The sequence below is a fragment of the Rhodoplanes sp. SY1 genome (genome assembly GCF_046000175.1).
GTDB lineage: Bacteria > Pseudomonadota > Alphaproteobacteria > Rhizobiales > Xanthobacteraceae > Rhodoplanes.
Window position 1 is genome coordinate 1 of the sequence record NZ_JBEOMB010000115.1, and the last position, 23,031, is coordinate 23,031.

Below are 23,031 nucleotides of genomic sequence, written 5' to 3' on the forward strand. Positions count from 1 at the left end.
GATGCCGAGATGGCCGAGCGGGTGCGCCGGCACCAGGCGGAACGTCCGGCGACCTGGCGGACCCTCGAGGCGCCGGCGTCGATCTCCGCCGCGCTGGCGGCGCTCGACCCGCCGCCCTCCGGCGTGGTGATCGACAGCCTGGTGCTGTGGCTCGCCGACCGCTTCGACCGCGACGAGTCGGCGCTCGACGCGTGGAGCCGCGAGCTGGAAGCGTTTCGCGCGATGCCGTGGCCCGTCGTGGTGATCGGCGACGAGATCGGCTGGAGCCCGGTGCCGATGGAGCCGGCGCTGCGACGCTTTCGCGATCTCGCCGGCTTCCTCGGCCAGCGCACCGCCGCGGCCGCCACCGAGGCCTGGCTGATGGTCGCCGGCTGCCCGGTCCGGCTGAAGTAGCCTCATCCTCCGCTCGTCCCCGCGAAGGCGGGGACCCAGGGGCGACACGGCAGAGCAATTCTGGATCCCCGCTTTCGCGGGGATGAGCGGAAATCGCGGCGAGTGTCAGAGCAGCGGCGCGCCGGCCGGCTGCAGCAGGCGACCGTGCGCGGTCGCTAGCCGCACGAACCGTACCCCGAAGGCGGCGTCGAGCGTCCGGTCCTCGAACAGCGCGTCGGCGGTCGCGTCGGCGACGACGCGGCCGCGGTCGACCAGCACGATCCGGTCGAAATGCCGGAAGGCGAGATCGAGGTCGTGCATCACGACGACGCACAGGCGGTCGCGGCCGCGCGCCGCCAGCGTCTCGACCAACGCGAGGCGATGCCGGATGTCGAGGCTGGCGCCCGGCTCGTCGGCGAGCAGGATCGGCGGATCGACGGCCAGGACCATGGCGAGCAGCACGCGGGCGCGCTCGCCCCCCGACAGCGCCGACCACTTTCGACGACGCAGCGTCACCAGGTCGTGGGCTTCGATCACGGCGTCGAGCGTACCGGACGGCACGCCGCCGCCGCGCTCGACGCCGAGCCGGACCAGATCCGTCACGCTCAAATCCCAGTGCGGAGAAAAATGCTGCGGCACGTAGCCGATGACGCGGCCGCGCTCGCGCGCCGGGACGGCGGACAGCGGCGAGTCGCCGAGCCGCACCGTGCCGCTGCTCGGCTCGGCCTGGCCGGCGAGCAGGCGCAGCAGCGTCGATTTCCCGGCCCCGTTCGGGCCGACGATCGCGACTGCGCCGGTCTTCGGCAGCGCGAGGTTCACACCGACGAGGAGGCGCGCGCCGCGCCGCTCGACCGTGACGTCGTGGAGCGAGAGCGTCGTCATCGCCGCAACTGCCGCGCCAGCAGGACGATGAAGAACGGCCCGCCGGCGAGCGCCGTGACGAGGCCGAGCGGGATCTCGGCGGGCGGCAGGGCGGCACGGGCGAGCGCGTCGGCCGCCGTCACCAGGGCGGCGCCGACGAGAGCCGAGGCGGGCAGCAGGGCACGGTGCATCGGCCCGACCAGCCAGCGCGCCACATGTGGGGCCGCAAGCCCGACGAAGGCGACGAGGCCGCTGAACGCGACGGCGAGCGCGACGACGGCGGCACCGGCCAGCACGGCGACGTCGACGAAGCGCCGCACGTCCTGCCCGAAGCCCGCCGCCATGGTCTCGCCGAGGCCGAGCAGGTCGAGCCCGCGGGCGAGCGGCAGCGTCGCGACGACGCTCGCGACCGTTGCGGCGGCGAGACCCGCGAGCACCGGCCAAGACGGGGTCTGCACGCCGCCGAGGATCCAGCTCAAGACCACCTGCAGGTTCACGGTGTCGTCGGACAGGGCCAGCATCAGGAACGAGCGCAGCGCGCCGAGCACGGCGGCAACCGCGACGCCGGCGAGCAGGAGGCCGGCCGCGTCCACGGTGCCGGCGAGCCGGGCGATGCCCATCACGATCACGGTCGCGCCCCAGGCGCCGAGAAACGCCAGCACGGCGAGCACCAGCGCCTGCGGCAGCCCGAGCGGCACCAGGAGCGCGACGCTCGCCCCGAGCGCGGCGCCGCCGGCCGAGCCGAGCAGATAAGGTTCTGCCAGAGGGTTGCGAAACACGCCCTGGAAGATGGCGCCGCCGAGCCCGAGCAGCGCGCCGCAGCACGCCGCGGCGAGCACCCGCGGCAGCCGCCAGTCGATCAGCAATTTTGCCCGCAGCGTCTCCGGCCCGGTGACGGCGGTGATCAGATCGGAGGGGCTCGCCCAGTCGTGGCCGGCGCACAGGCCGAGCCCGATCAGCACGAGCAGCGCGCCGACGAGGCCGGCGAAAGACTTCGCACGCGCGCTCACGGCGTCTGCTCCGATGCGTCCCGGTGGAGCAGGGCGGCGAGGCGGACGATGCCGTCGACGGTGCGGGGCCCCGGGATCAGGAACTCGGCCCGCGGCACCGTGAAAGCGCGGCCCGTGCGCACCGCCCGCATGTCGCGCCAGCCGGTGCGGCCGGTCAACTCGGCCAGATCCTCGGCGCGGCCGGCGAACAGGAGCACGTCGGGGTCGGCTCGCAGCACCGCCTCGGGCGAGACTTGTGAGAGCGTCAGCCGCTCGTCGAGCCCGAAGCGGCCGCCGGCGAGCGCGACCGCGTCGGCCGTGTAGGTGCCGGGCCGCGCGACCAGCACGAGGCCGTTGCCGAGCCGTCCGGTGATCATGATCACGCGCGGGCGTGGCCGATCCTTCAGCCGTGCCGACACGTGCGCCACGCGCGCCTCCAATCGCGTCGCCACGGCCTCGCCCGTCTCGGGCACGCCGGCGGCGCGGCCGAGCAGGCGGATGTTCGCCGTCACCTCGGTGACGCTACGCTGCATCAGCACCAGGATCGGCACGCCGATCCGCTCCATCGGATCGACGAGCTGATGCGCCGCCTGGCGCGACGGCGTCACCACGACGAGATCGGGATTCTGCGCCACCACGGCGTCGACCGAGAAGCCGAGCCGGCCGCCGACCAGCGGCCGGTCGAGCACCTCGGGCGGGTATCGCGTGTAGGCCTCGATGCCGACGATGCGATCGGAAAACCCGAGCGCCGCCACCATCTCGGTGTTGGACGCGAAGATCGTCACGATGCGACGCGCCGGTCCCGGCAGCGTCACGGTTCGCCCGAACGCATCGACGAGCACGATCGGCCCGGCCGACGCCGGGATCGCGCTCGCCGAAGGCGGGATCGGCCCGGCCGAAGCGGGGGCCACCTCGACCGGGCCGACTGCGCCGACGAGCGCCGCGAGAACGCCGATTTCCAGCGCCTCGCGGCGCGTCGTCCGCCGCATCAGAACCTCGCCTGCAGGCCGACCAGCATCTCGCGGCCCGGCATCGAGGTGCCGCAGCCGCCGTTCTGCCATTTCGGATCGGCGATGCAGGGCGACTGGTCGAGCGCGAGGAAGATCGGGTTCTCGTTCACGTCGAACACGTTGTTGATGGTGGCGAAGAGCTTCACATTGGCCGTGAGGGCGATCTCCCCGCGAAGATTCCACACCCAGAACGGATCCTTGCGGTAGACCGTGGTGTTGCGCACCTGGCCCGGGATCAGCAGATACTCCTCGCTGGCGTACCACATCGGTCCGCGCAGCACGCCGGCGATCTGGATCAGCCAGTCCTTCCACGGCCCGCCGGTCTGGCCGAAGCGGGTGCCAACCGCCGCCTGGTACTGGTACATGCGGGTCGCCTTGTCGGTGCCGGCCGCGACCGGCGCGCCCTCGTCGCGCATCTCGAAATTGTAGGCGCCGTTCGCCCAAAGGCTCCAGCGCCACGTCCCGGGATCCCGCTCGAGCACCTTGAACATGTCGGCGTCGGCCTGCAGCTCGACGCCGCGCACCCGGATGTCGCCGGGGTTGTTGATGTAGTCCGACGTGTTGGCGACGCCGGTGCGCGACTTCGTCGTGATGCGGTTCGAGATGGTGTTCTGGAACAGTGCGACATCGACCCGCCAGCCGCTGCGCATGAAGGTGGTGCCGACCTCGTACTGCTCGGCCGTCTCGGGCGTCAGATCCGGATTGCCGAAGATGCGGCCGCCGCCGACCGCGGTGAAGTCGGCGGCGAGCTCGGAAGCCGTCGGCGCCCGGAAGCCGGTCGAGGTTCCGGCACGCCACGACCACCAGTCCAGCATCTTCCAGGTGGCGCCGCCCGAGTAGGTGGTCGCCTGATAGTCCGCGGTGCGGCTCCGCTGCGCGGCGAGATTGGGCGTGGGGTCGAGCGAGGTCTGCCCGTAGGTCTGGCGCACGCCGCCGCGCACCACCACGCGGTCGTCGAACAGCTTTTGGGAGTCCTCGGTGTAGAACGCCCACACCGCCTCGGTCTGATTGTAGTCGTAGGGCGCGATCTGGCCTTGCGACGCGATCGGGCTGCCGGGGAGATAGACGCGGGTGCGGTCGGAACGCAGCCAGCTGTTCTCCCAGTCGAGACCGAGGATCAGCTCGTTGCCGCTCCACGGGGTGACGCGCGGCACGAAGCGGGTGCCGACGATGTCGAGATGGCGCTCGTTGCGGTCGCTCGACGTGCCTTTCACCGGCGTGCTGCCGTTGGCGATGGTCGGCGACGCCCACTTGAACACGTCGACGTCGGACACCGCGTAGCTCTGCAGCATCCAGCGCGCCCAGCCGTCCGGCACCTTGCCGTCCCAGACGACGTCGAGCGAGCGGTTCCAGCGGTCGTCCATGGAGAAGATGTTGGCGGTCGAGCCGCGGAAGCCGGCGTCGTAGATGCCGTCGGTGCGAATGGCGATGTCGAGGCGCTGGTTCGGATCGATCTGCAGGCCGAAGGCGCCTGACGCGCCGGCCCGCTTCCAGGACGTGTTCAGCTCCTTGGCGCCGCCGCCGACCCGGTAGTTGTCGCTCTTGCTGCCGGAGAGCCCGACATACCAGTCGACCTCCTTGTAGACGCCGCCGTTCTGCGCCTTGCCGCGGACCTGGCCGAACGAGCCGCCGCTGACCTCGAGCAGCGTGCCGGGCGCGGTGCGGCCGGTCTTCATGATGATGTTGATGACGCCGCCGATGTTCTGGCTGCCGTAGAGCACCGAGGCGGGACCGCGCACCACCTCGATGCGCTCGACGTCGGCGGACGAGAGCTTCGACAGGTTGGCCGTGCCGGCCCGGCGGCCGTTGATCAGCACCAGCACCTGGCCCTTGAAGTCGCGGCCCTGGCCGTCGCTCGCCGCGCCGCGAATGTTGATCGAAGTCTGGGCCGGGCTCCATTCGCTGAAGAAGCCGACGGCATTCTCGGACAACAGCTCGGTCACCGAGCGGGCGGCCGAGGTCTTGATCTTCTCCTGGTCGATGACCTGGATGGTCTCGGGGATCTGCTCGCGCGGCTCCGGACGGCCGGTCGCGGTGACGACCAGCTCGTCGAGGGCGACGTTCTGGGCGAACGCCGTGTCGGAAACGGCGAGCGACAGCGCGGCGCCGGCGAGGCCGACGCGGGCGGCGGCGCCGGCCGTGCCGGCGTAACGAACGAGGCGGTTCATGCGACCCTCCACACCAGCACGGCGGACACCTTCTCGACCTCGAGCCGCGCGCCGCGCGGACCGTGGATGAGCTGCGCGTCGAGACGCTCCAGCAGCGCCGGTCGTCTGGGGTCCTCGGGTGGAAAGCCGAGCCGGTCGGCGAGATGGGTCGCGATCGCGCCGAGGTCGTCGACCGGCAGCGCAAAGGTCCACGGCACCTCCTCGATCACGTCGGGCCGGTGCTCCGGGGCGAGCCCGGCCAGCACCTTGTCGATGCCCGGCGTCATGTCCTCGCCGTGCCATGCCGGCGGCAGGCAGGCGGCGAGGCAGAGGCCGCGCGGACCGTGCTGGGCCGGCACGATCCAGACGATCGTGCGGCGCGCCCAGGCGCGGCAACGCGCGAGGAAGTCGACCGGCGTGGTCAGCGGCGCCGGGATGTTGGCGGCCAGCACGGTGTCGCAGCCGCTCGGGAGGAGGGCGGCGTCCTGCCAGTCGCAGCCGTGCACGACCGGGCGGTGTTCCAGCGCGGCGAGCCGTGCCCGCATCACCGGCGCCGGCTCGACCGCGGTCCACGCGGCCGCAGGATCGCGCAGCGCGCCGCCGAGCTGGCCGGCGCCGGCGCCGATGTCGAGGAGATCGCCGACCGCCACCACGTGGCGGCGGACGACCGGGGCGACATTGGCGACGTAGTCGGAAGCGTCGATGCCGACCGCATAGAGGCCGAGGGGATCGATGGGCATGCGGGTCTCGTCGGCGGAGCGATGGTGTGGGCAGGGGAGGGAGGACATCGCGGGGACCGCGTCCGTCTCGGCCGCCGTGCAGGCCGGCACCGCTGGCGGGCAGCAGGCATGGCCGAGGCGCGTGCGCGGCCGCTGGCCGGCCCCGCGCGAGGCCGGCGTCAATCCGAAGCTCCGGGTCATGATGGTCCCCACCACGGCCCTGCGCGTCGGTGCGTGGCCGTGTTCGATATGCAATGTAATAACATTGCATACGCGTGGAGTGTCAACCACGGAGCCGTGGCGTCGCGCCCGGCGGGCGACGGGATGGCGGCCGGGCAACACCTCGGCAGTCGGGAAGAGACGGGAGGGGAGGGACAAACGACGCGGAATCGCGCCGGGATGCGGCGCGTCGGATCGAGCGGGCACGAGAATCACCTCGCAGCGGGTCGTGGCACGTCACCGCGACGAGGTCGGTCCGGCCATGCGACGCATGTCCGGCTCGGCCACCCTCGGTACACCCCGACCGACGGCTCCGCGTGTGACCACGGCTGACGGCAGGTCTCCTGGCTCGCGGGTCGTCGCCTGTCGTCGCCTTCCCGGGTGCGAGAGCCCCAGTGGACCAATGACGACAGGCTCGCCGCTCACAGTTGCGGGGGCAGCCACGGCATCCGGCCTGCGCCGTCACCGTGTTCCCTTTTGATCCCGTGAGGGAACCGTCGCGGGCACCGTAGAAGCCGGCTAATCCGGCTGTCAATTCGGGCGAGTGGTTTCTCCCCATCTGTGGCAGAACCAGCACGGGCGCCCCGCATTGACGCGCCGCGCGGCGCGCCCGTATCTGTCCGCTCGACCGGGCCACGTCTCGCCGAGCCGCTTCGCCCGAAGGACCGAGGACGCGACGGTGAGTCTCCAGGCGCTCGAAACAGTGTCGTTCGCGGCGCCCGCCCGCTGGCTGGCGCTGGTCGGCATCGGCGAGGACGGCGCCGACGGCCTGACCGAGGCCGCCAAGGCCTTGGTGCGCTCGGCCGTCCTGGTGGTCGGCGGCGACCGGCATCTGGCGCTCGCGGCAGAGCTGATTCACGGCAAGAGCCTCGCCTGGCCGCGGCCGATGACGCTGGCGTTTCCCGAGATCGTCGCCCATCGCGGCCGGCCCGTGGTGGTGCTGGCGAGCGGCGACCCGTTCCATTACGGCGTCGGCCGCATGCTGGCCGGGATCGTCGCGGCCGAGGAGATTCTGAGCCTGCCGCAGCCGTCGAGCTTCAGCCTCGCGGCGTCGCGGCTCGCCTGGTCGCTGCCCGATCTGACGCCCGTCACGCTGCACGGCCGGCCGCTGGAGACGATCATCCGCCACCTGCAGCCGGGCGCGAGAATTCTCGCGCTGTCCTGGGACGAGACGACGCCGAAGACGCTCGCGGACCTGTTGGTGGCGCGCGGCATGGGCGACAGCCGCATCCACGTGCTGGAGGCGCTCGGCGGCCCGCGTGAAAACGTCCGGCACGCGCCGGCGGCCGGGTTCGATCTGGAAAACATCGATCCGCTCAACCTGATCGGGCTGGAGGTGATCGCCGGGCCGGACGCAACCGTGCTGCCGCTCGCGCCGGGGCTCGACGACGCGCTGTTCGAGAGCGACGGCCAGCTCACCAAGCGCGACATCCGCGCCGTGACGCTGTCGGCGCTGGCGCCACGCCTGGGCGAGCTCCTGTGGGACGTCGGGCTCGGCGCCGGCTCGATCGCGATCGAATGGCTGCTGCGCCATCCCGCCATGACGGCGATCGGCATCGAGGAGCGGCCCGAGCGCGCGGCGCGCGCCGCCCGCAACGCCGCGGCGCTCGGCACGCCCGACCTGCGCATCGTCGAAGGCCGGGCGCCGGAGGCGCTGAATGGCCTGCCGGCGCCCGACGCCGTGTTCGTCGGCGGCGGCTTCTCCGACGACGGCGTGTTCGACGCGGTGTGGTCTGCCTTGAAGCCGGGCGGCCGGCTGGTCGTCAACGCCGTCGCGCTGGAGACCGAAGCGCGTCTGTTCGCGCTCCATGCGCAGCACGGCGGCGAGCTCGTGCGCCTCCAGGTGTCGCGGGCCGAGCCGGTCGGCACCATGACGGGCTGGCGTCCGGCCATGCCGGTCACCCAATGGCGGGCCAGGAAGCCGTGATGGTCGCCGGCGTGGGATTTCGCAAGGGCACGGCGGCCGCCGACATTCTTGCCGTCGTGCGAGACACCTGTGCGGCGGTGGGCGTGGACGTGAACGGGATCGACGCGCTCGCCACGGCCGACTTCAAGGCCGACGAAGCCGGCGTGATCGAGGCCGCGCAGACGCTCGGCGTGCCGTTGATCTCGTGCGAACGCGAGGCTCTCGATCAGGTGAGCGACCGCGTTCTCACCCGCTCGGCGCGCGTCGCGGCTGCGGTCGGCGTGCCGTCGGTCGCCGAGGCGGCGGCACTCGTCGCCGCGGGGCGAAACGCCAGACTGTCGGGCCCGCGTGTCGCGGCGAACAACGCCACCTGCGCCCTCGCCATCGGAGACGGCCCGTGACCATCCATTTCATCGGCGCCGGTCCCGGCGCGCCGGATCTGATCACGGTGCGCGGACGTGATCTGCTCGGCCGCTGCCCGGTGTGCCTTTATGCAGGCTCGCTGGTGCCGAAGGCGCTGCTCGATCACTGCCCGCCGGGCGCCCGCATCGTCGACACGGCCCCGATGTCGCTCGACGAGATCGCGGACGAATTCGTGAAAGCAGCCGAGGCCGGGCAGGACGTCGCGCGCCTGCACTCGGGTGACCTGTCCGTGTGGAGCGCGCTCGGCGAGCAGCTCCGCCGGCTCGATGCCCTGAACATTCCCTACACCGTGACGCCGGGCGTGCCGTCCTTCGCGGCGGCGGCCGCGGCGCTCGGGCGCGAGCTGACGCTGCCCGAGGTCGCTCAGTCCGTCGTGCTGACCCGCACGTCCGGCCGTGCCTCGGCGATGCCGGACAGCGAAAACCTCGCCGCCTTCGCGGCGACGCGGGCGACCCTCGCCATCCACCTCTCGATCCATGTGCTGGACAAGCTGGTCGCCGAGCTGACGCCGTTCTACGGCGAGGACTGTCCGGTCGCGATCGTCTTTCGGGCGAGCTGGCCGGACGAGCGCATTCTTCGCGGGACGCTGCGGACAATCGTCGCCCAGGCCGCCGAGAGCCCGATGGAGCGCACCGCCCTGGTGCTGGTCGGCGCCGCGCTCGGGGGCGAGCTGGTGCGCGAGAGCGCCCTCTACAGCGTCGACTACCAGCGCCGGTTTCGCGGACGCGGCGAATGACCATGCGGCTGTTGACCCGTTCGATGGTCATTCCGGGACGGCGCATCGCGCCGGACCCGGAATCCAGCGGCACGCTCGGACCACGTGGCTGGATTCCGGGTTCGCACCTTCGGTGCGCCCCGGAATGACCACCTCGTCTCCACTGCGAAGGAATAATCCCGGCCTCCTGATCGCGGCGCCGCGTTCGGGCTCGGGCAAGACGACGATCGCACTCGGGCTGATGCGGGCGCTGTGCCGGCGCGGGCATGTCGTGCAGCCGTTCAAATGCGGGCCCGACTACATCGACCCCGCCTGGCACACCGCCGCGGCCGGGCGCGACAGCTTCAATCTCGACAGCTGGGCGATGCAGCCGGCGCTGCTGCGCGGGCTGGTGAACGAGGCCGGGCCGGGGGCCGACCTCGCGATCGTCGAAGGCGTGATGGGCCTGTTCGACGGCGTCGCGACGGCCGGCCAGGCGGGGCGGGGCGCCTCGGCCGACATCGCGGCGCTGACCGGCTGGCCCGTGCTGCTGGTGCTCGACGTCGCCGGCCAGACCGAGACGGCGGCCGCTGTCGCGCTCGGCTGCGCCCGCTACCGTGCCGACGTGGGCATTGCAGGCGTCATTCTCAACCGGGTCGCCAGCGAGCGCCACCTCGCCCTCGTCGCCCCGCCGATCGCGGCGCTCGGCCTCCCGGTCCTCGGCGCGGTGTTCCGCGACGACCGCCTCGCTTTGCCGGAACGGCATCTCGGCCTCGTGCAGGCGGTCGAGCGCGACGACCTCGACGCCCATCTCGATCGCATCGCCGACACCGTGTCGGGCCGGCTGGATCTCGACAAGATCATTGCCGCGGCGCGGCCCGGCGTGATCACGTCGGACGATGCCGCCGCGGCGTCGATCCCGCCGCCGGGCCGAAGGATCGCGCTCGCGCGCGATGCGGCGTTCTCGTTCATGTACCCGCATCTGCTGCAGGCGTGGCGCCGCGCCGGCGCCGAGATTGTTTCGTTCTCGCCGCTCGCCGACGAGGCTCCTGATCAGGACGCCGATGCCGTCTGGCTGCCGGGCGGCTATCCGGAGCTGCATGCCGGCACGCTCGCAGCGGCCGAGACCTTCAAGAGCGGCATGCATGCCGCCGTAGCGCGGGGGACGAGAGTTCACGGAGAGTGCGGGGGCTTCATGGTGCTGGGGCAGGGCATCGTCGACGCCGACGGCACCCGCCACGCGATGCTGGGCCTCCTCGGCCTCGAGACATCGTTCGCGAAGCGTAAGCTGCACCTCGGTTATCGCCGCGCGGTCCTGACGAGCGACAGCATCCTCGGCGCCGCCGGTGCGACGCTGTACGGCCACGAGTTCCACTACGCGACGACGCTCGCCTGCCCGGACGATCCACTCGCCGACTGTCACGACGCCACCGGCGGCCGCGTGGCCGAGAGCGGCGCGCGGCGTGGCAACGTCACCGGGACGTTCTTCCACGTGATCGATCGCGGCGTCTGACGGGCCGCGAGCAGGTCGGTCTCACGGCGCGTCGTGGAAGATCCGAAACAGCTCCAGCGCCTTGTCGTTCGAGTTTTCGAACGCGGCGGCGTCGAAGGTGCTCTCGCCGATCCGGGAATGGCCGGGCAGGCTGGCCAAGAGCGTGTCATCGACGTTCTTGAAGCCCATAGCCCACTCGCCGAACATGCGGGCCGGGCTCTCGCCCTCGGCGAGCGGCAGGATGGTGTGGTGGCGCTTGTCGCGCATGATCCTGGCGTACAGCGCCCGTACCGCCGACTCGTCGCCCTCCAGCATCTGGATGAAATGGCCGCTCTTGGTGTCGGGCGAGAAGCGGTAGATCAGGAGCCCGGTGATGCCCTTTTCGGTGTTGCTGGCGCGGCTGAACGAGAGCAGGGATTCGAGGTCGGCGGCCGTCATCGGAGTGGACGCCTGGCTCACATAGATCACGTAATGCATGGGTCGCCTTGGGCTTGTCGTTGCCGATCGCGGTCGAGTGTCCTCTACGACGAACCGAGCCGGCCGGATCATCGGGCCGGCCTGGCTGTGCCGATCCGTTCCGTTCAGAAGCCGCGGCGCCGCCGGTGCGGCGCGACCGCGGGAGCGCGCTCCGGCACCGAGGTCGGGCGCCTGCGGCGCAGCACGAGCCCGCCGGAGATCAGGAGAGCGAAGGCGACGAAAAGCGTTGCAGCGACAGGAAGCGTGAGCATGGGGGGCTCCATCAGGCTTGGGCCTCGGCCGGGGTCGGGGCGTCGCTCGGCGCGGGTGTCGGCGCGACCACCCCGTCCGCATCGCGCAGCACTACGTAGATGGCCGGGATCACCAGCACGGTGAGCAGCGTCGACGAGGCGAGGCCGAACAGGAGCGAGATCGCGAGCCCCTGAAAGATCGGGTCGAGCAGGATGGTGGCGGCGCCGATCATCGCCGCGAGCGCGGTGAGCAGAATCGGCTTGAACCGCACCGCGCCGGCCTCCAGCAGCACCTCGCGCAGAGTCTTTCCCGCGCCGGCGCCGTGCCGGATGAAGTCGACGAGCAGGATCGAGTTGCGCACGATGATGCCGGCGAGCGCGATGAAGCCGATCATCGAGGTCGCCGTGAAGGCGGCGCCGAGCAGCCAGTGACCGAGCACGATGCCGATCAGGGTGAGGGGGATCGGGGTGAGGATCACCAGTGGCAGGCGGAAGCTGCCGAATTGGACGACGACGAGAATGTAGATGCCGACCAGCGCGGCCCCGAAGGCCGCCCCCATGTCGCGGAACGTGACATAGGTGATCTCCCACTCGCCATCCCACAGAAGCGACGGCTTGCTCTCGTCGGCCGGCTGGCCGTGCAGCAGCACGACGGGCTTCGGCAGGCCCTTCCAGTCGTGTGCGTCGATGCGCTTGCCGACGTCCAGCATGCCGTAGATCGGCGCCTCGAAGCTGCCGGCCAGCTCCGCCTGGACCATGTCGGCGAAGCGGCCGTCGCGGCGGAAGATCAGCGGCGAGCCGGCCTCCTCGGTGACGCGCACGACGTCGCCGAGCTCGACCCAGGCCTTGTTTCCCGGCACCGTGTTGGCCGGGATCGGGGTCGACGCCAAGGCCTCGCTCCAGGCGAGCTTGGTCTTCGGCAGCCGCACCGCGATCTCGATCGGGTTCCGGTCCTCGCCGCGATGCGAGTAGCCGACAGTCGTTCCGCCGAGCAGCGTTTGCAGCGCGTCGTAGACGTCGCCCTGCTCGACGCCGAAGAACTCGAGCCGGTCCTGATCGAGCGCGATGCGCAGGCGCGGCCGCGGCATGCCGATCGAGTCGTCGATGTCGACCACGTAGGGCACCTCGGCGAACAGCCGCTTCATCTCCTGCGCGACGGCGCGCCGCGTCGCCGAGTCGGGGCCGTAGATCTCGGCCAAGAGCGTCGCCAGCACGGGCGGGCCGGGCGGCACCTCCGTGACCTTCATGACGGCGCCCTTCGGCAGCGTCACGACCTTGAGCTTCTCACGCAGGTCGAGCGCGATGGCGTGGCTCGGCCGCTTGCGATCGTGCCGCGGGGCGAGGTTGAGCTGCACCTCGCCCAGCTCCGGAGATTCACGCAGATACGAGTGGCGCACCAGGCCGTTGAAGTTGAACGGCGCCGCCGTGCCGGCATAAACCTGCAGGTCGCGCAGCTCGGGAATCGTTCGCGCGACCGCCGCGATGTCGAACAGGGTGCGCTCGGTGTCCTCCAGGCTCGCCCCCTCGATCAGGTCGACCTGCACGGCGAGCTCGGACTTGTCGTCGAACGGCAGCAGCTTCACGGTGACGCTGCGGGTCGCGAACAGCCCGCACACCGCGACGGTCGCGAGCCCGACGCCGACGAGAAAGATCCACGCGGTCTTGCGGTTCTTCACCACCGGCGCCGCGAACGCCCGATAGACACGGCCGAGCCGGCCGCCGTCGTGGCCGTGCGCGTGCGCCGTCACGGGTCCGCGCGGCGCCAGCTTGAGCATCAGCCAGGGCGCCACCACGACCGCGACGAAGAACGAGAACAGCATGGCGGCGGAGGCGTTGATCGGGATCGGCGCCATGTAGGGCCCCATCAGGCCCGACACGAACAGCATCGGCAGCAGCGCGGCGACCACGGTCAGCGTAGCGATCACGGTCGGGTTGCCGACCTCGGCGACTGCCTCGACCGCGGCGCGCTCGCGCGGCCGGCCGTCGGCCATCCCCCAGTGGCGGGCGATGTTCTCCACCATCACGATGGCGTCGTCGACCAGGATGCCGATGGCGAAGATCAGGGCGAACAGGCTGACGCGGTTGATCGTGTAGCCCATCAGGTTGGCGGCGAACAGCGTCAGCAGGATGGTGGTCGGGATGACCACCGCGGTCACCAGCGCCTCGCGCCAGCCGATGGCGAGTGCGATCAGCACGACGATCGACACGGTCGCGAGGCCGAGATGGAAGAACAGCTCGTCGGCCTTGTCGCTCGCCGTCTCGCCGTAGTCGCGCGTCACCGTGACGACGACGTCCTCGGGGATCAGCCGCGCCTTGGCGGTTTCGAGCCGCGCGAGGAGATCGGCCGAGACCGTGACGGCGTTGGCGCCGGCCCGCTTGGCGAAGGCGACGCTGACGGCGGGCGTGCGCACGAAACCGCGATCGGCGGCGGTCCGGTGGGAGACTGTCGGATCCTCGGTGTCCATCCACACCCGCGCCTCGCGCGGGCTCGGGCCCACGACGACGGAGGCGAGGTCGCGCACATAGACGGGGCGGTTGTCGCGGGTCGTCACCAGCAGCAGGCCGATGTCGGGCACACCGGCGAGCGTCTGCCCGGCCGCGACGGTGCGCATGCCGCCGGCCTCGCGCACGCTGCCGGCCAGGAACGAGCGGTTGGCGTTCTTCACCTTGCCGACGAGCTGGGCGAGCGTCACGCCGTGGAGGGCGAGCTTCTCGGGATCGGGCTCGACGCGGATCTGCTGCGGGTTGCCGCCGGCGATGTAGGTCAGCCCGACATTGTCGACCTTCACCAGCTCGGCGCGCAGCTTGTCGGCGAGCTCGTAGAGGTCCTTGTCGGTGAAGCGGTCGGCCGCCGCCGGCTTCGGCGCCAGCGTCAGCACCAGGATCGCAACGTCGTTGATGCCGCGGCCGACGATCAGGGGCTCGGGGATGCCGGCGGGCATGCGGTCGTAGTTGGCGCGAATTTTCTCATGGACGCGCAGGATCGCGTCCTCGGACGTGGTGCCGACCAGGAAGCGGGCCGTCACCATCACCCGGTCGTCCTGGGTCTGGCTATAGACGTGCTCGACGCCGTCGATGCTCTTGACGATCGTCTCCAGCGGCTTGGTGACCAGCTCCACGGCGTCGGGCGCCTTGAGGCCGTCGGCATTGATCCGGATGTCGACCATCGGAACGCTGATCTGCGGCTCCTCCTCGCGCGGAATCGCGACGAGCGCCATCAGGCCGGCGACCAGCGAGGCGATGAGGAACAGCGGCGTCAGCGGCGACCGGATCGACGCCTTGGTCAGCCGGCCGGAGATGCCGAGATTCACGGAGCCGGTCTCGGAGGCGGGCACGCGGTCGGTCACGGCGTCACCAGCCGGTCGCCGGGCACGAGGCCGGAGAGGATTTCCACCGCGTCCGGCTCGCCGGGGCGCCGCACGGTGCGGCCGCGCTGCACCGGAACGTCGATGGTGCCGCCGTTGCGCGAAAGCCTCACATAGTCGATGCCGAACCGCGTTGTCACGGCGGCGGCCGGCACCGTGACGGCGGTGCGCTCGCCGGCCGACACCCAGACCCGGATGCGCTCGCCGACGAAATAGTCGCCGAGCCCGTCGACGGCGGCGTCGGCGACGACGCGGCCGTCCTCGATCTGCGGATAGACGAGCCGCACTTTTCCAAACGTCGCCTCGCCGCGGCCCAGCGCCTCGCCGTCGATCCGCACCGGGTCGCCGGCCTTGAGGAATCTGGCGTGTCGCTCCGGCACGCGCAGGCGCAGCACGAAATTGGCCTCGGCGATCTGGGCGACAGGCTCGCCCGGCAGGATCACGGTGCCGGGCGTCACCGGCACCTTCAGCACCCGGCCGGCCGTGGGCGCCAGCACGGTGCCCTCGGCGAGTTGCTGCTCGATCACGGCGCGCTCGGCGCGGCGGGCCTTCAGCGCGTTGTCGGCGACGTTGAAGGCGGTGCGCACCTCGTCGAGCCGCGAGCGCGCCACCGTGCCCTTGTCGAACAGGCTCTGGGTGCGCTCGAGATCGACGGTCGCCTGCGACACCTGGGCCTCCAGGCCGGCGATCTGGGCGTCGAGCGAGCGGGTCTGCAGCATCAGCTTGTCGTCGCCGACGACGGCGACGGTCTGGCCCTGCTTCACCTCGTCGCCGTATCTCACCGCGAGCCGCACCACGGTGCCGCCGATGCGGGCGCGCGCCGGCACGACGTTGGCGCTCTCGACGGTCGCGAACACGGCCTTCTCGTCCTGCACGGCACTCGCCGCGACCGTCAGGGTACCGGCCTGGCTCGAGGTCGCCGCGCCGCCGAGCAGCAACGCCAGCACGAAGGCGCGCACCACCGCGCGCTCCTTGTCGCCGAGGCGGGAGACGCCCGGGTCGGCGAGGCGCAGCGGCGCCCGGTCGGTGTCGGGCGTCGCGGACTCGGCGGCCGGACGCGGACGGAACCGGCAGGCGCGGGGGGCGTCGGGAGCGGTCCCGGACACGGTCATGGCGTGATCCTCTTGGTCGGGCGAACGGGCTTGCCGGCGGCGGCCGGCGGTGCGCCGGCGGCCGCGGTGGTGCAATAGATGCCGTGCAGGGCGGCGATGAGCTCGCGGGCCGGATCGCTGGCGATCGCGTACCAGACGGTCTGGCCGTCGCGCCGCGCCGTCACGAGGCCGTCCTTGCGCAGCAGCGTGAGATGCTGCGACACGTTGGCGATGCGCATGCCGAGCGACTCGGCGAGCTCGCCGACCGAGCGCTCGCGGTCCAGCATGGCGCACACCATCATCAGCCGGTGCGGGCTCGCCAGCGCGCGCAGGAGCGTGCACGCCTCGGCGGCGGCGAACAGGGGATCGGTCGGGGACTCGATGCCGTGTTGTTTCATGGTTGCGAATATATGCAAATGACGATATGAAGGCAACAGGCGATCGCGACCCGCGGCGCCGGACAAGATCGGGAGTTTCCCTCATGACGGTCGATCGCGCCGTTCTGGCGTTTGCCGGACTCATGGTCCTCGTCAGCGTCGCGCTGGCGCACTGGGTCAGCCCATGGTGGCTGCTGCTCACCGTTTTCGTCGGGGCCAACATGCTGCAGGCGGCGTTCACGGGCTTCTGCCCGGCCGCTATCCTGTTCAAGAAGGTCGGGATCCGGACCGGCTGCGCATTCCAGTGACGATCCCGGGTCGGCCTCCCGCGCCGGCCCGACACCCGTTCGAAGAAGACTCGAGGAGAACAGTCGTGAAGACCAACTGGCCCGAACTGATGAAGGAGCTGGGCGTCAGCCTGAAGGACCTGCGTGGCGGCGCCCCCGACGTCATGAAGGGCTTTTCCGCCATGGCGCAGGCGGCGCTCGCGCCGAAGGCGCTCGACACCAAGACCAAGGAGCTGATCGCGCTCGCCATCGGGGTCGCGATCCGCTGCGACGACTGCATCGCCTTCCACGTCAAGGCGGCGATCGAGCAGGGCGCCACCAAGGAGGAGCTGATGGAGACGCTCGGCATGGCCGTCTACATGGGCGCCGGCCCGAGCGTCATGTACGCCTCGCACGCCGTCGAGGCCTGGGGCCAGATCGCGCCGAAGAAGGATTGAGGCTCTTGCCGTTCCTCCGCTCGTCCCCGCGAAGGCGGGGACCCAGGGGCGGCACGGTACGACGCCCTGGATGCCCGCCTTCGCGGGCATGAGCGGAGTTCGGGGCGTCGGTCCGGCGTGCGTCGCGCGTCTCGAACCATGTGGCCGCGTCCTTCGGGACGGCCGCTTCGCGGCCTCCTCAGGACGAGGATCGCGGGTGGCTGCGACGGTCAGCTCCCGTGCGGCGTGCGCCGCCGCGCCTCGATCACCGCCGTCGCCCGGTCGAGCAGCAGCGCCAGCGCGAAGGCGCCGGCGCCGAAGCCGAACAGCACGCGATGGTCGCCCGTGTGGGCGAAAACGACGGACAGCAGCCAGGCGGATCCCGCCTGGCCGAGCGAGAACACGATGGTGCCGCGGCTCCAGGCGATCTGCTGGCGCACCGGATCGTGGAAGATCTCGCGCAGCCGCCCGAGCACCAGCGGCGCCGAGCCCGGCACATAGGCGCCGACCACCACGCTGGTGAGGGCGAGCGCCAGCGGTCCGGTCGAGATCAGCAGCACCCCGATGGCGCCGATCTGCAGCGTGAGCGCGCAGGCGAGCGCGTTGCCGAAGCCGATGCGGTCGGCGAGCGCCCCGAAGATCGCCGGGCCGACCGTGGCGCTCGCCCCGAACACCACCCACCAGGTCGCGCCGGCTGTGATGCCGGCGCCGAGCCCGCGGGCGATGAAGTCGACCAAAAACACCATGTGGGGCACGAGACCCGCGGCGATCACGCCGTAGACGACGATCAGCACCGTGGCCGAAAGCGGCCACGGCCGGCCGCTCGTCGCCGCGACGGTCTCCGCCCGCGACACCGCGACATCGGGCGGCCAGCCGCGCCACGTGGCGAGCGTCACGGCGACGGCGAGCGCGCCGATCGCCGCCCAGGCGGCGCCGAGCCCGATCTTCAGGAGCTGCGGCACCAGAAATCCGGAGCCGGCGATGCCGAGCCCGACGCCGGCGAAGATCAGCCCGCCGGCGAGACCGCGGCGGGCGGGCGGCACGATGCGCAGCGCCGCCGGCGCCGCGATCACCATCAAGGCACCGCCGGTGAGCCCCGACACGAAGCGCCACAGCACGAACCACCAGAACGGCAGGGGCGCGGCGCAAGCCAGGAAGGTCGCGGCGGTCGCGAGCATCAGGAGCGGCGCGGCGCGCGAGGCGTGCGCCATCGACCAGCGGCCCGCGATGGCACCGAGCAGATAGCCGCCGAGATTGGCGGCGCCCAGATAGGCGGCCTGGTCGGGGCCGAACCAGCCGGCCGCCACCACGGCGGGCAGGAGCGGCGTGTAGGCGAAGCGCGCGAGCCCCACTCCGACGAACAGGGCCGCGAGCGCGGCGAGGATCGCCGGCGCGGTGCGCGGCGACGGTGCGGGGGGCGTCTCGGTCATGCGGTCTCCGGCCGGCGGGGCCGGGACTTTAGGGGAGACTCGGCTAGCCGGGAACCCGAATGTCGGCGGCGCTCAGGGTACCGGCCGCTGGTCCGCCGGCACCGGGCCGGTCGCGCAGCAGATCTGCGGCCCCTCGCCGGTCTCGACCGGGGTGTCGGGGCGCGCCGCCCAGGCCGACCAGGAGAGCTTGTAGAGCCGCACGTTGCGGAAGCCGAGCTCCTTCAGCACGCCGAAGGTCTCCGAGGCGCGGCCGCCGCTCTGGCAGTAGACGATCGTCTCCTTGGTCGGATCGAGCCCGGCATAGAGATGCTTCAGCGCGTCGACCGGCTTGAGCGCCATGCCGCGCGTGTCGGTCGCCTGGCGCCGCGCGAGCTTCACGGCGGTGTCGGGATCGGCCCAGTTCCATTCGTAGGGAATGTTGACGGCGCCCGGCACGTGGCCGCCGCGCGGCGCGCGAACATCGCGGCCGGAGAACTCCGCCGGCGTGCGGGCGTCGACGATCTGCACGTCGGGCCGCCCGAGTCGCGCCTTCAGCTCGTCGGTCGTCACCGACAGTCGCGGGTCGGGCGCGATCCGGACCGCGACAGCCGGACGCCGCGCGTCGCCGGCTTCGAGCGGGCGACCGGCCTCCTGCCAGCCGTCGATGCCGTCGTGGAACACGACGACACGGCGAGCGCCGAAATACTGCGCGGCCGCGTAAGCCGCGTAGGCGAGGGGGCTGCCGCGATGCGCGTAGACGACGATCTCGCGCCCGAGGTCGAGCCCGGCGTCGGAGAAGTTGCGCTCGACCCGGACGAGCTCGGAAAACTCCTGCACGGTCGGCAGTCGCAGCGCGCGCTCCGGCTCGGGCACGTGGACGGCGCCGGGCAGGTGGGCCTGGCGGAACGCCGCCGCGTCACGCGCGTCCCACACGATCGCGCCGCGTGCCATCGCGGCGGCGACCTCCGTCGCGTCGACGACCACCGGACCCGCGTTCGCTTCGGTCGTCGCGCCGATCCCGCCGGTGACCGGCGCGGCGAGGGCGAGCGATGCGAGCAGGAGAGCGGAGCGGATGACGGCGTGCACGACGAGCCCCCGTGCGACAGGAGATGCGGCGCGCTTGTCGCGCAGTCGCGGCGCTCCGTCGTTGATCGAGATCAGCCCGGCCCGTCACGACCCGCTATCGGCCATAAGGATCGTTGCGGTTGACGGAACATATTCACGTTATTACATAAGTATCATCAAATACATATCGCCGCGTGCGCAAGAGCGTGCGCCGACGAGGATGTCCTCATGACCAGCATTGCCGCCCCGGATCCCAGTCGCCGCGACTTTCTCTATCTGGCCACCGGGGGCGTCGCCGCCGTCGGCGTCGGCGCCGCCGTGTGGCCGCTCGTCGACCAGATGAATCCCGACCGCTCGACCATCGCGGCCGGCGTGCCGATCGAGATCAGCCTCGCCGCCATCGCGCCGGGGCAGATCATCAGCATCTTCTGGCGCGGCAAGCCGATCTTCATCCGCCACCGCACCCCCGACGAGATCGCCAAGGAGCAGGCGACCAAGCTGTCCGAGCTGATGGATCCGCAGGCCGACGGCGATCGCGTGAAGGCGGGGCGCGAGCAGTGGCTCGTCGTGTTCGCCAGCTGCACGCATCTCGGCTGCATCCCGCTCGGCAAGCAGGGCGAGTGGGGCGGCTGGTTCTGCCCGTGCCACGGCTCGCAATACGACGCCTCCGGGCGCGTCCGCCACGGACCGGCGCAGCTCAATCTCCCGGTGCCGCCCTACGCCTTCGTCGACGACACGACGATCCGCATCGGCGAGGCGTGACAGCAGCCTTCGTCGGCCGCGACCTTTGCCATTCATGGCCGGGCTCGTCCCGGCCATAGACGATCTCGGCGACGGTCCGGGTAGCGGCGGCGGCACGGTGTCGGAGTGCCAAAAAAGTCGGCGTTTCAGAAACGACAATCGCCGGGCGGGGGATGGTCCCGCCCGGCGATCATGGGTCTGCGGCGCCGACGTCGTGGCATCCCGCGTCGCAGTATCGGATCAGCGCTTCGCCGGCTCCTTGGTGTCGCAGGTGTTGATCCCGAAGAGCGGGTAGGCCGGGCAGTAGGCGATCAGCGCGGTCGCCAGCGGCAGCACGCCGATCCACGCCCAGGTCGGGCCGCCACCCTTCCAGGCCCAGTAGATCAGGGCGATGCCGACGATCGCGCGGACGGCGCGGTCCATCATTCCGATGTTCTTCGTCATGCTCTTGTCCCTCGCTCGGTTCGACGCAATTCGATGACCGAGACATAGGCGTGCAACACGCCTGTCGTCTGTGACGAAGTCACGGTGACATCGGGAACCCAGCTAGCCACCGTGACGGTGATCTCTCCGATCGAGGTATTATAGCGCAGAACGCCCCGGGCGCGCGCGCTTTTCTGGGCGTGCGACGAAATCGCCCGCGCGGCCCCGCCGCACGGCCGGTCAGGCCCGCGCGTCGCCGGCCGCCGCCCGCAGCGAGGCGGCGTTGCGCACCTCGATGCGGTTGCGGGCGAGCGACACCCAGCCGCGCTTCTCGAAGCTCTTGAGATGCCGGCTCACCACCTCGCGGGCACTGCCGATCTCGGCGGCGAGCTGCTGGTGGGTGATCGACAGCGCCTTGCGGTCGGCCGCGAGCGCCAGCAGGCGGGCGGCGAGGCGCGACGGGATCGACTCGAAGGTGACGTTCTGGATCACCCGCATCAGGTCGGCCATCCGCTCGGCATGGGCCAGGAACACGAAGCTGCGGAAGCCGCCGGAGCGTCCCATCAGCTCGTCGAAGAGGCCGCCGGGCAGCGCCATCACGGTCACCGGCGTCTCGGTGACGGCGAAGGCGCTGTAGCGCTCGGCGGCGAGCAGCGCCATGGTGGTGAGGATGCAGATGCTGCCGGGGCCGAGACGATAGAGCACGATCTCGTTGCCGTCCTGGTCGAGCTGGTAGACCCGCACGCTGCCGCCGGTGACGAACAGGAAGGCGCCGCAGGCCTGATGCGGCTCGAACACCGTGGTGCCGGCCGGCAGCGCCGCCGGGGCCGCGCGGCCGGCGACGAGCCCGCGCTCCGCCTCCGGCAGCGCGGCGAGCGGCGGAAACAGGGTAATCCAACCGGCCTCGTCCCGGCGCGTCGCTCCGTCCGTCATGGCTCCGTTCGTCATGGTCCGAGGTCTAGCAGTGCGGCCCGGCCCCCCTCAAGCGCGGCCGCGGTCGGCCCGGCGGGCCGGGCTGGAAACCGGCCGAAAGGTCCGCTACCAAGCGGGGCCGCGGCGTCGCCCGCGGCCTCGCCCCGCAAAAAGAGCCTCCACGGATTCAAAAACGATGAGCGACCTCCTGAAGATCACCGCCGGCCCGTTCACGTTCGACGCCCGCTTCGAGCGCGCCGCCGCGCCGAAGACCTGCGCGGCCTTCGAGAGCCGCATGCCCTATGTCAGCAAGGTCGTGCATGTGCGCTGGAGCGGCGAGGGCGTGTGGATCCCGCTCGGCGACTACTCCTTCGGGGTCGACTACGAGAACCACACGAGCTTCCCGGCGCCCGGACAGTTCATCCTTTATCCGGGCGGCCTCAGCGAAACCGAGATCCTGCTCGCCTATGGCGGCGTGCGGTTCGCCAGCAAGGTCGGTCAGCTCGCCGGCAGCCACTTCATCACCATCACGTCGAACCTCGACAAGCTGCCCGAGCTCGGCCGCCTCGCGCTGTGGGAAGGCGCCCAGGCGATCCGCTTCGAGAAGGCCTGACGGCCAAAGCGGATTTGGTCATCCCGGGGCGCGGACCTCGAGGTCCGCGAGCCCGGGATCCAGACGTCCGGCGACAGTGACTCACGAAAGAGGCTCACGAAAGAGGCTCACGAAAGACAGGGGTTATAGGTGCCGGGCTCGGCGCTGTCGCGCCGCCCCGGGACGACCGTCTTCTTCTGCCGAGCCCGGCAATGACACGCAGCGGCGTCAGCGCGCCTCGGCGCCTTTGGTGAACCGCACCGGCACCACGAAGGACAGCGCCGCCTCGGCCAGCTCGGGCGGCGGCGCCGGCAGCGGCGACACCCGGTCGAGCAGGGCGAGCGCCTCCTCGTCGAGGACGGCCGAGCCGGACGTCGTGGCGATCGATCGCTTCAGCACATGCCCCGCGCGGTCGATCGTGAAGGCGACGCGGGCCGTGCCGATTCGTCCGCGCGCCGCGCCCGGATAACGCTTCTTGCGGTGAAGCTCGGCCAGCAGCAGCGTCTGCCAGCGCGCCATCACGGCCGGCGGCACCTGCGCGACGGCGCCAGGAGCGGCGGTCGCCGGCTTCGGCGCCGGGGCGGCCGCGGCGGGCGGCGCTGTCGACACGCGCGGCCTCCACACCATGGAGGTGTTCCAGAAGAGCCGCGAGGAGACGATCATCCGCCAGCAGGCGGGGCGGCCGCGGCGGGCGGCGCTGTCGCCACGGGCGGCTCCTCGACGGGGAGCGGCTCCGCTGCCTTCGGCTGCGGCGGGGGCGGCGGCTCGGGCTTCGGGATGCCGAACCGGATCGAGCCGATTCGGCGGCTCGGGC

24 protein-coding genes and 1 riboswitch are annotated in these 23,031 nt (G+C 71.5%); of the genes, 9 read left to right on the top strand and 15 right to left on the bottom strand.

Going from position 1 to position 23,031, the window contains the following annotated elements:
- On the top strand, positions 1-393 hold a 393-nt coding region (locus tag ABTU92_RS23785; RefSeq protein ID WP_408094102.1), incomplete at its 5' end, for a bifunctional adenosylcobinamide kinase/adenosylcobinamide-phosphate guanylyltransferase.
- Positions 394-498: 105 nt separating this feature from the next.
- On the opposite strand, the gene ABTU92_RS23790 is transcribed toward ABTU92_RS23785, so the two are convergent.
- Genes ABTU92_RS23790 through ABTU92_RS23810 form a run of 5 tightly spaced genes read right to left on the bottom strand, consistent with a single transcriptional unit; the run spans position 499 to position 6,119 of the window.
- Entirely contained in the window at positions 499-1,254 is a 756-nt protein-coding gene (locus tag ABTU92_RS23790) for an ABC transporter ATP-binding protein (protein WP_408094103.1), read from the bottom strand.
- Positions 1,251-2,243: a FecCD family ABC transporter permease gene (locus ABTU92_RS23795; protein ID WP_408094104.1), complete on the bottom strand. Its 993-nt coding sequence runs from the start codon at positions 2,241-2,243 to the stop codon at positions 1,251-1,253. The genes ABTU92_RS23790 and ABTU92_RS23795 overlap by 4 nt, the downstream gene beginning before the upstream one ends.
- Complete coding sequence (locus tag ABTU92_RS23800; protein ID WP_408094105.1) at positions 2,240-3,211, bottom strand: ABC transporter substrate-binding protein; 972 nt, start codon at positions 3,209-3,211, stop codon at positions 2,240-2,242. The genes ABTU92_RS23795 and ABTU92_RS23800 overlap by 4 nt, the downstream gene beginning before the upstream one ends.
- Entirely contained in the window at positions 3,211-5,400 is a 2,190-nt protein-coding gene (locus tag ABTU92_RS23805) for a TonB-dependent receptor (protein ID WP_408094106.1), read from the bottom strand. Before ABTU92_RS23805 ends, ABTU92_RS23800 begins: the two co-directional genes overlap by 1 nt.
- The gene (locus ABTU92_RS23810; protein ID WP_408094107.1) at positions 5,397-6,119 is read right to left on the bottom strand and encodes a hypothetical protein; all 723 of its coding nucleotides are present in this window, start codon (positions 6,117-6,119) and stop codon (positions 5,397-5,399) included. Before ABTU92_RS23810 ends, ABTU92_RS23805 begins: the two co-directional genes overlap by 4 nt.
- A 514-nt stretch (positions 6,120-6,633) precedes the next feature.
- A riboswitch (cobalamin riboswitch) is annotated at positions 6,634-6,831 on the bottom strand.
- Between the two features lie 165 nt (positions 6,832-6,996).
- On the opposite strand from ABTU92_RS23810, the gene cbiE reads away from it, so the two are divergent.
- From cbiE to ABTU92_RS23830, 4 genes are all read left to right on the top strand, one after another.
- Positions 6,997-8,244 carry a precorrin-6y C5,15-methyltransferase (decarboxylating) subunit CbiE gene (gene cbiE, locus ABTU92_RS23815; RefSeq protein ID WP_408094108.1) on the top strand — a complete coding sequence of 416 codons (1,248 nt, stop codon included), beginning with the start codon at positions 6,997-6,999 and terminating at the stop codon, positions 8,242-8,244.
- Positions 8,223-8,624 carry a cobalamin biosynthesis protein gene (locus ABTU92_RS23820; protein ID WP_408094109.1) on the top strand — a complete coding sequence of 134 codons (402 nt, stop codon included), beginning with the start codon at positions 8,223-8,225 and terminating at the stop codon, positions 8,622-8,624. The genes cbiE and ABTU92_RS23820 overlap by 22 nt, the downstream gene beginning before the upstream one ends.
- The gene (gene cobM / locus ABTU92_RS23825) at positions 8,621-9,382 is read left to right on the top strand and encodes a precorrin-4 C(11)-methyltransferase (protein ID WP_408094110.1); all 762 of its coding nucleotides are present in this window, start codon (positions 8,621-8,623) and stop codon (positions 9,380-9,382) included. The genes ABTU92_RS23820 and cobM overlap by 4 nt, the downstream gene beginning before the upstream one ends.
- A gap of 124 nt (positions 9,383-9,506) precedes the next feature.
- Complete coding sequence (locus ABTU92_RS23830; RefSeq protein WP_408094111.1) at positions 9,507-10,853, top strand: cobyrinate a,c-diamide synthase; 1,347 nt, start codon at positions 9,507-9,509, stop codon at positions 10,851-10,853.
- Positions 10,854-10,874: 21 nt separating this feature from the next.
- On the opposite strand, the gene ABTU92_RS23835 is transcribed toward ABTU92_RS23830, so the two are convergent.
- From ABTU92_RS23835 to ABTU92_RS23855, 5 genes are all read right to left on the bottom strand, one after another.
- Positions 10,875-11,309 (bottom strand): BLUF domain-containing protein, encoded by a 435-nt coding sequence (locus ABTU92_RS23835; RefSeq protein WP_408094112.1) that lies wholly within the window; start codon positions 11,307-11,309, stop codon positions 10,875-10,877.
- Positions 11,310-11,413: 104 nt separating this feature from the next.
- Positions 11,414-11,560 carry a hypothetical protein gene (locus ABTU92_RS23840; protein WP_408094113.1) on the bottom strand — a complete coding sequence of 49 codons (147 nt, stop codon included), beginning with the start codon at positions 11,558-11,560 and terminating at the stop codon, positions 11,414-11,416.
- Between the two features lie 11 nt (positions 11,561-11,571).
- Positions 11,572-14,850 (bottom strand): efflux RND transporter permease subunit, encoded by a 3,279-nt coding sequence (locus ABTU92_RS23845; RefSeq protein ID WP_408094122.1) that lies wholly within the window; start codon positions 14,848-14,850, stop codon positions 11,572-11,574.
- A 32-nt stretch (positions 14,851-14,882) separates the two neighbouring features.
- Positions 14,883-16,016, bottom strand: coding sequence for an efflux RND transporter periplasmic adaptor subunit (locus ABTU92_RS23850; RefSeq protein ID WP_408094114.1), 1,134 nt, complete (start codon positions 16,014-16,016; stop codon positions 14,883-14,885).
- Positions 16,013-16,393 carry an ArsR/SmtB family transcription factor gene (locus tag ABTU92_RS23855; RefSeq protein ID WP_408094115.1) on the bottom strand — a complete coding sequence of 127 codons (381 nt, stop codon included), beginning with the start codon at positions 16,391-16,393 and terminating at the stop codon, positions 16,013-16,015. Before ABTU92_RS23855 ends, ABTU92_RS23850 begins: the two co-directional genes overlap by 4 nt.
- A gap of 83 nt (positions 16,394-16,476) precedes the next feature.
- Here ABTU92_RS23855 and ABTU92_RS23860 point away from each other — a divergent pair, with 83 nt between their 5' ends.
- Together ABTU92_RS23860 and ABTU92_RS23865 are read left to right on the top strand one after the other, a co-directional pair.
- Positions 16,477-16,680: a DUF2892 domain-containing protein gene (locus ABTU92_RS23860; protein WP_111357508.1), complete on the top strand. Its 204-nt coding sequence runs from the start codon at positions 16,477-16,479 to the stop codon at positions 16,678-16,680.
- A 65-nt stretch (positions 16,681-16,745) separates the two neighbouring features.
- Positions 16,746-17,096 carry a carboxymuconolactone decarboxylase family protein gene (locus ABTU92_RS23865; protein ID WP_111357509.1) on the top strand — a complete coding sequence of 117 codons (351 nt, stop codon included), beginning with the start codon at positions 16,746-16,748 and terminating at the stop codon, positions 17,094-17,096.
- Between the two features lie 209 nt (positions 17,097-17,305).
- Here ABTU92_RS23865 and ABTU92_RS23870 read toward each other — a convergent pair whose 3' ends face one another.
- Together ABTU92_RS23870 and ABTU92_RS23875 are read right to left on the bottom strand one after the other, a co-directional pair.
- Complete coding sequence (locus ABTU92_RS23870; protein ID WP_408094116.1) at positions 17,306-18,505, bottom strand: YbfB/YjiJ family MFS transporter; 1,200 nt, start codon at positions 18,503-18,505, stop codon at positions 17,306-17,308.
- Positions 18,506-18,577: 72 nt separating this feature from the next.
- On the bottom strand, positions 18,578-19,570 hold the full coding sequence (locus tag ABTU92_RS23875; RefSeq protein WP_408094117.1) for a sulfurtransferase: 993 nt from the start codon (positions 19,568-19,570) through the stop codon (positions 18,578-18,580).
- 207 nt (positions 19,571-19,777) lie between these two features.
- Between ABTU92_RS23875 and petA the strand changes: the two genes are divergently transcribed.
- Entirely contained in the window at positions 19,778-20,311 is a 534-nt protein-coding gene (gene petA, locus ABTU92_RS23880) for a ubiquinol-cytochrome c reductase iron-sulfur subunit (RefSeq protein WP_408094118.1), read from the top strand.
- A 219-nt stretch (positions 20,312-20,530) separates the two neighbouring features.
- On the opposite strand, the gene ABTU92_RS23885 is transcribed toward petA, so the two are convergent.
- Both ABTU92_RS23885 and ABTU92_RS23890 read right to left on the bottom strand, forming a co-directional pair.
- A complete protein-coding gene (locus ABTU92_RS23885) occupies positions 20,531-20,734 on the bottom strand; it encodes a DUF2892 domain-containing protein (protein WP_111360640.1) in 204 nt (67 codons plus the stop codon).
- Between the two features lie 219 nt (positions 20,735-20,953).
- Entirely contained in the window at positions 20,954-21,646 is a 693-nt protein-coding gene (locus ABTU92_RS23890) for a Crp/Fnr family transcriptional regulator (RefSeq protein ID WP_408094119.1), read from the bottom strand.
- Positions 21,647-21,821: 175 nt separating this feature from the next.
- On the opposite strand from ABTU92_RS23890, the gene ABTU92_RS23895 reads away from it, so the two are divergent.
- The gene (locus ABTU92_RS23895) at positions 21,822-22,238 is read left to right on the top strand and encodes a DUF3830 family protein (RefSeq protein ID WP_408094120.1); all 417 of its coding nucleotides are present in this window, start codon (positions 21,822-21,824) and stop codon (positions 22,236-22,238) included.
- A gap of 207 nt (positions 22,239-22,445) precedes the next feature.
- Here ABTU92_RS23895 and ABTU92_RS23900 read toward each other — a convergent pair whose 3' ends face one another.
- Positions 22,446-22,826 (bottom strand): TonB family protein, encoded by a 381-nt coding sequence (locus ABTU92_RS23900; RefSeq protein WP_408094121.1) that lies wholly within the window; start codon positions 22,824-22,826, stop codon positions 22,446-22,448.
- Between the last annotated feature and the right edge of the window lie 205 nt (positions 22,827-23,031).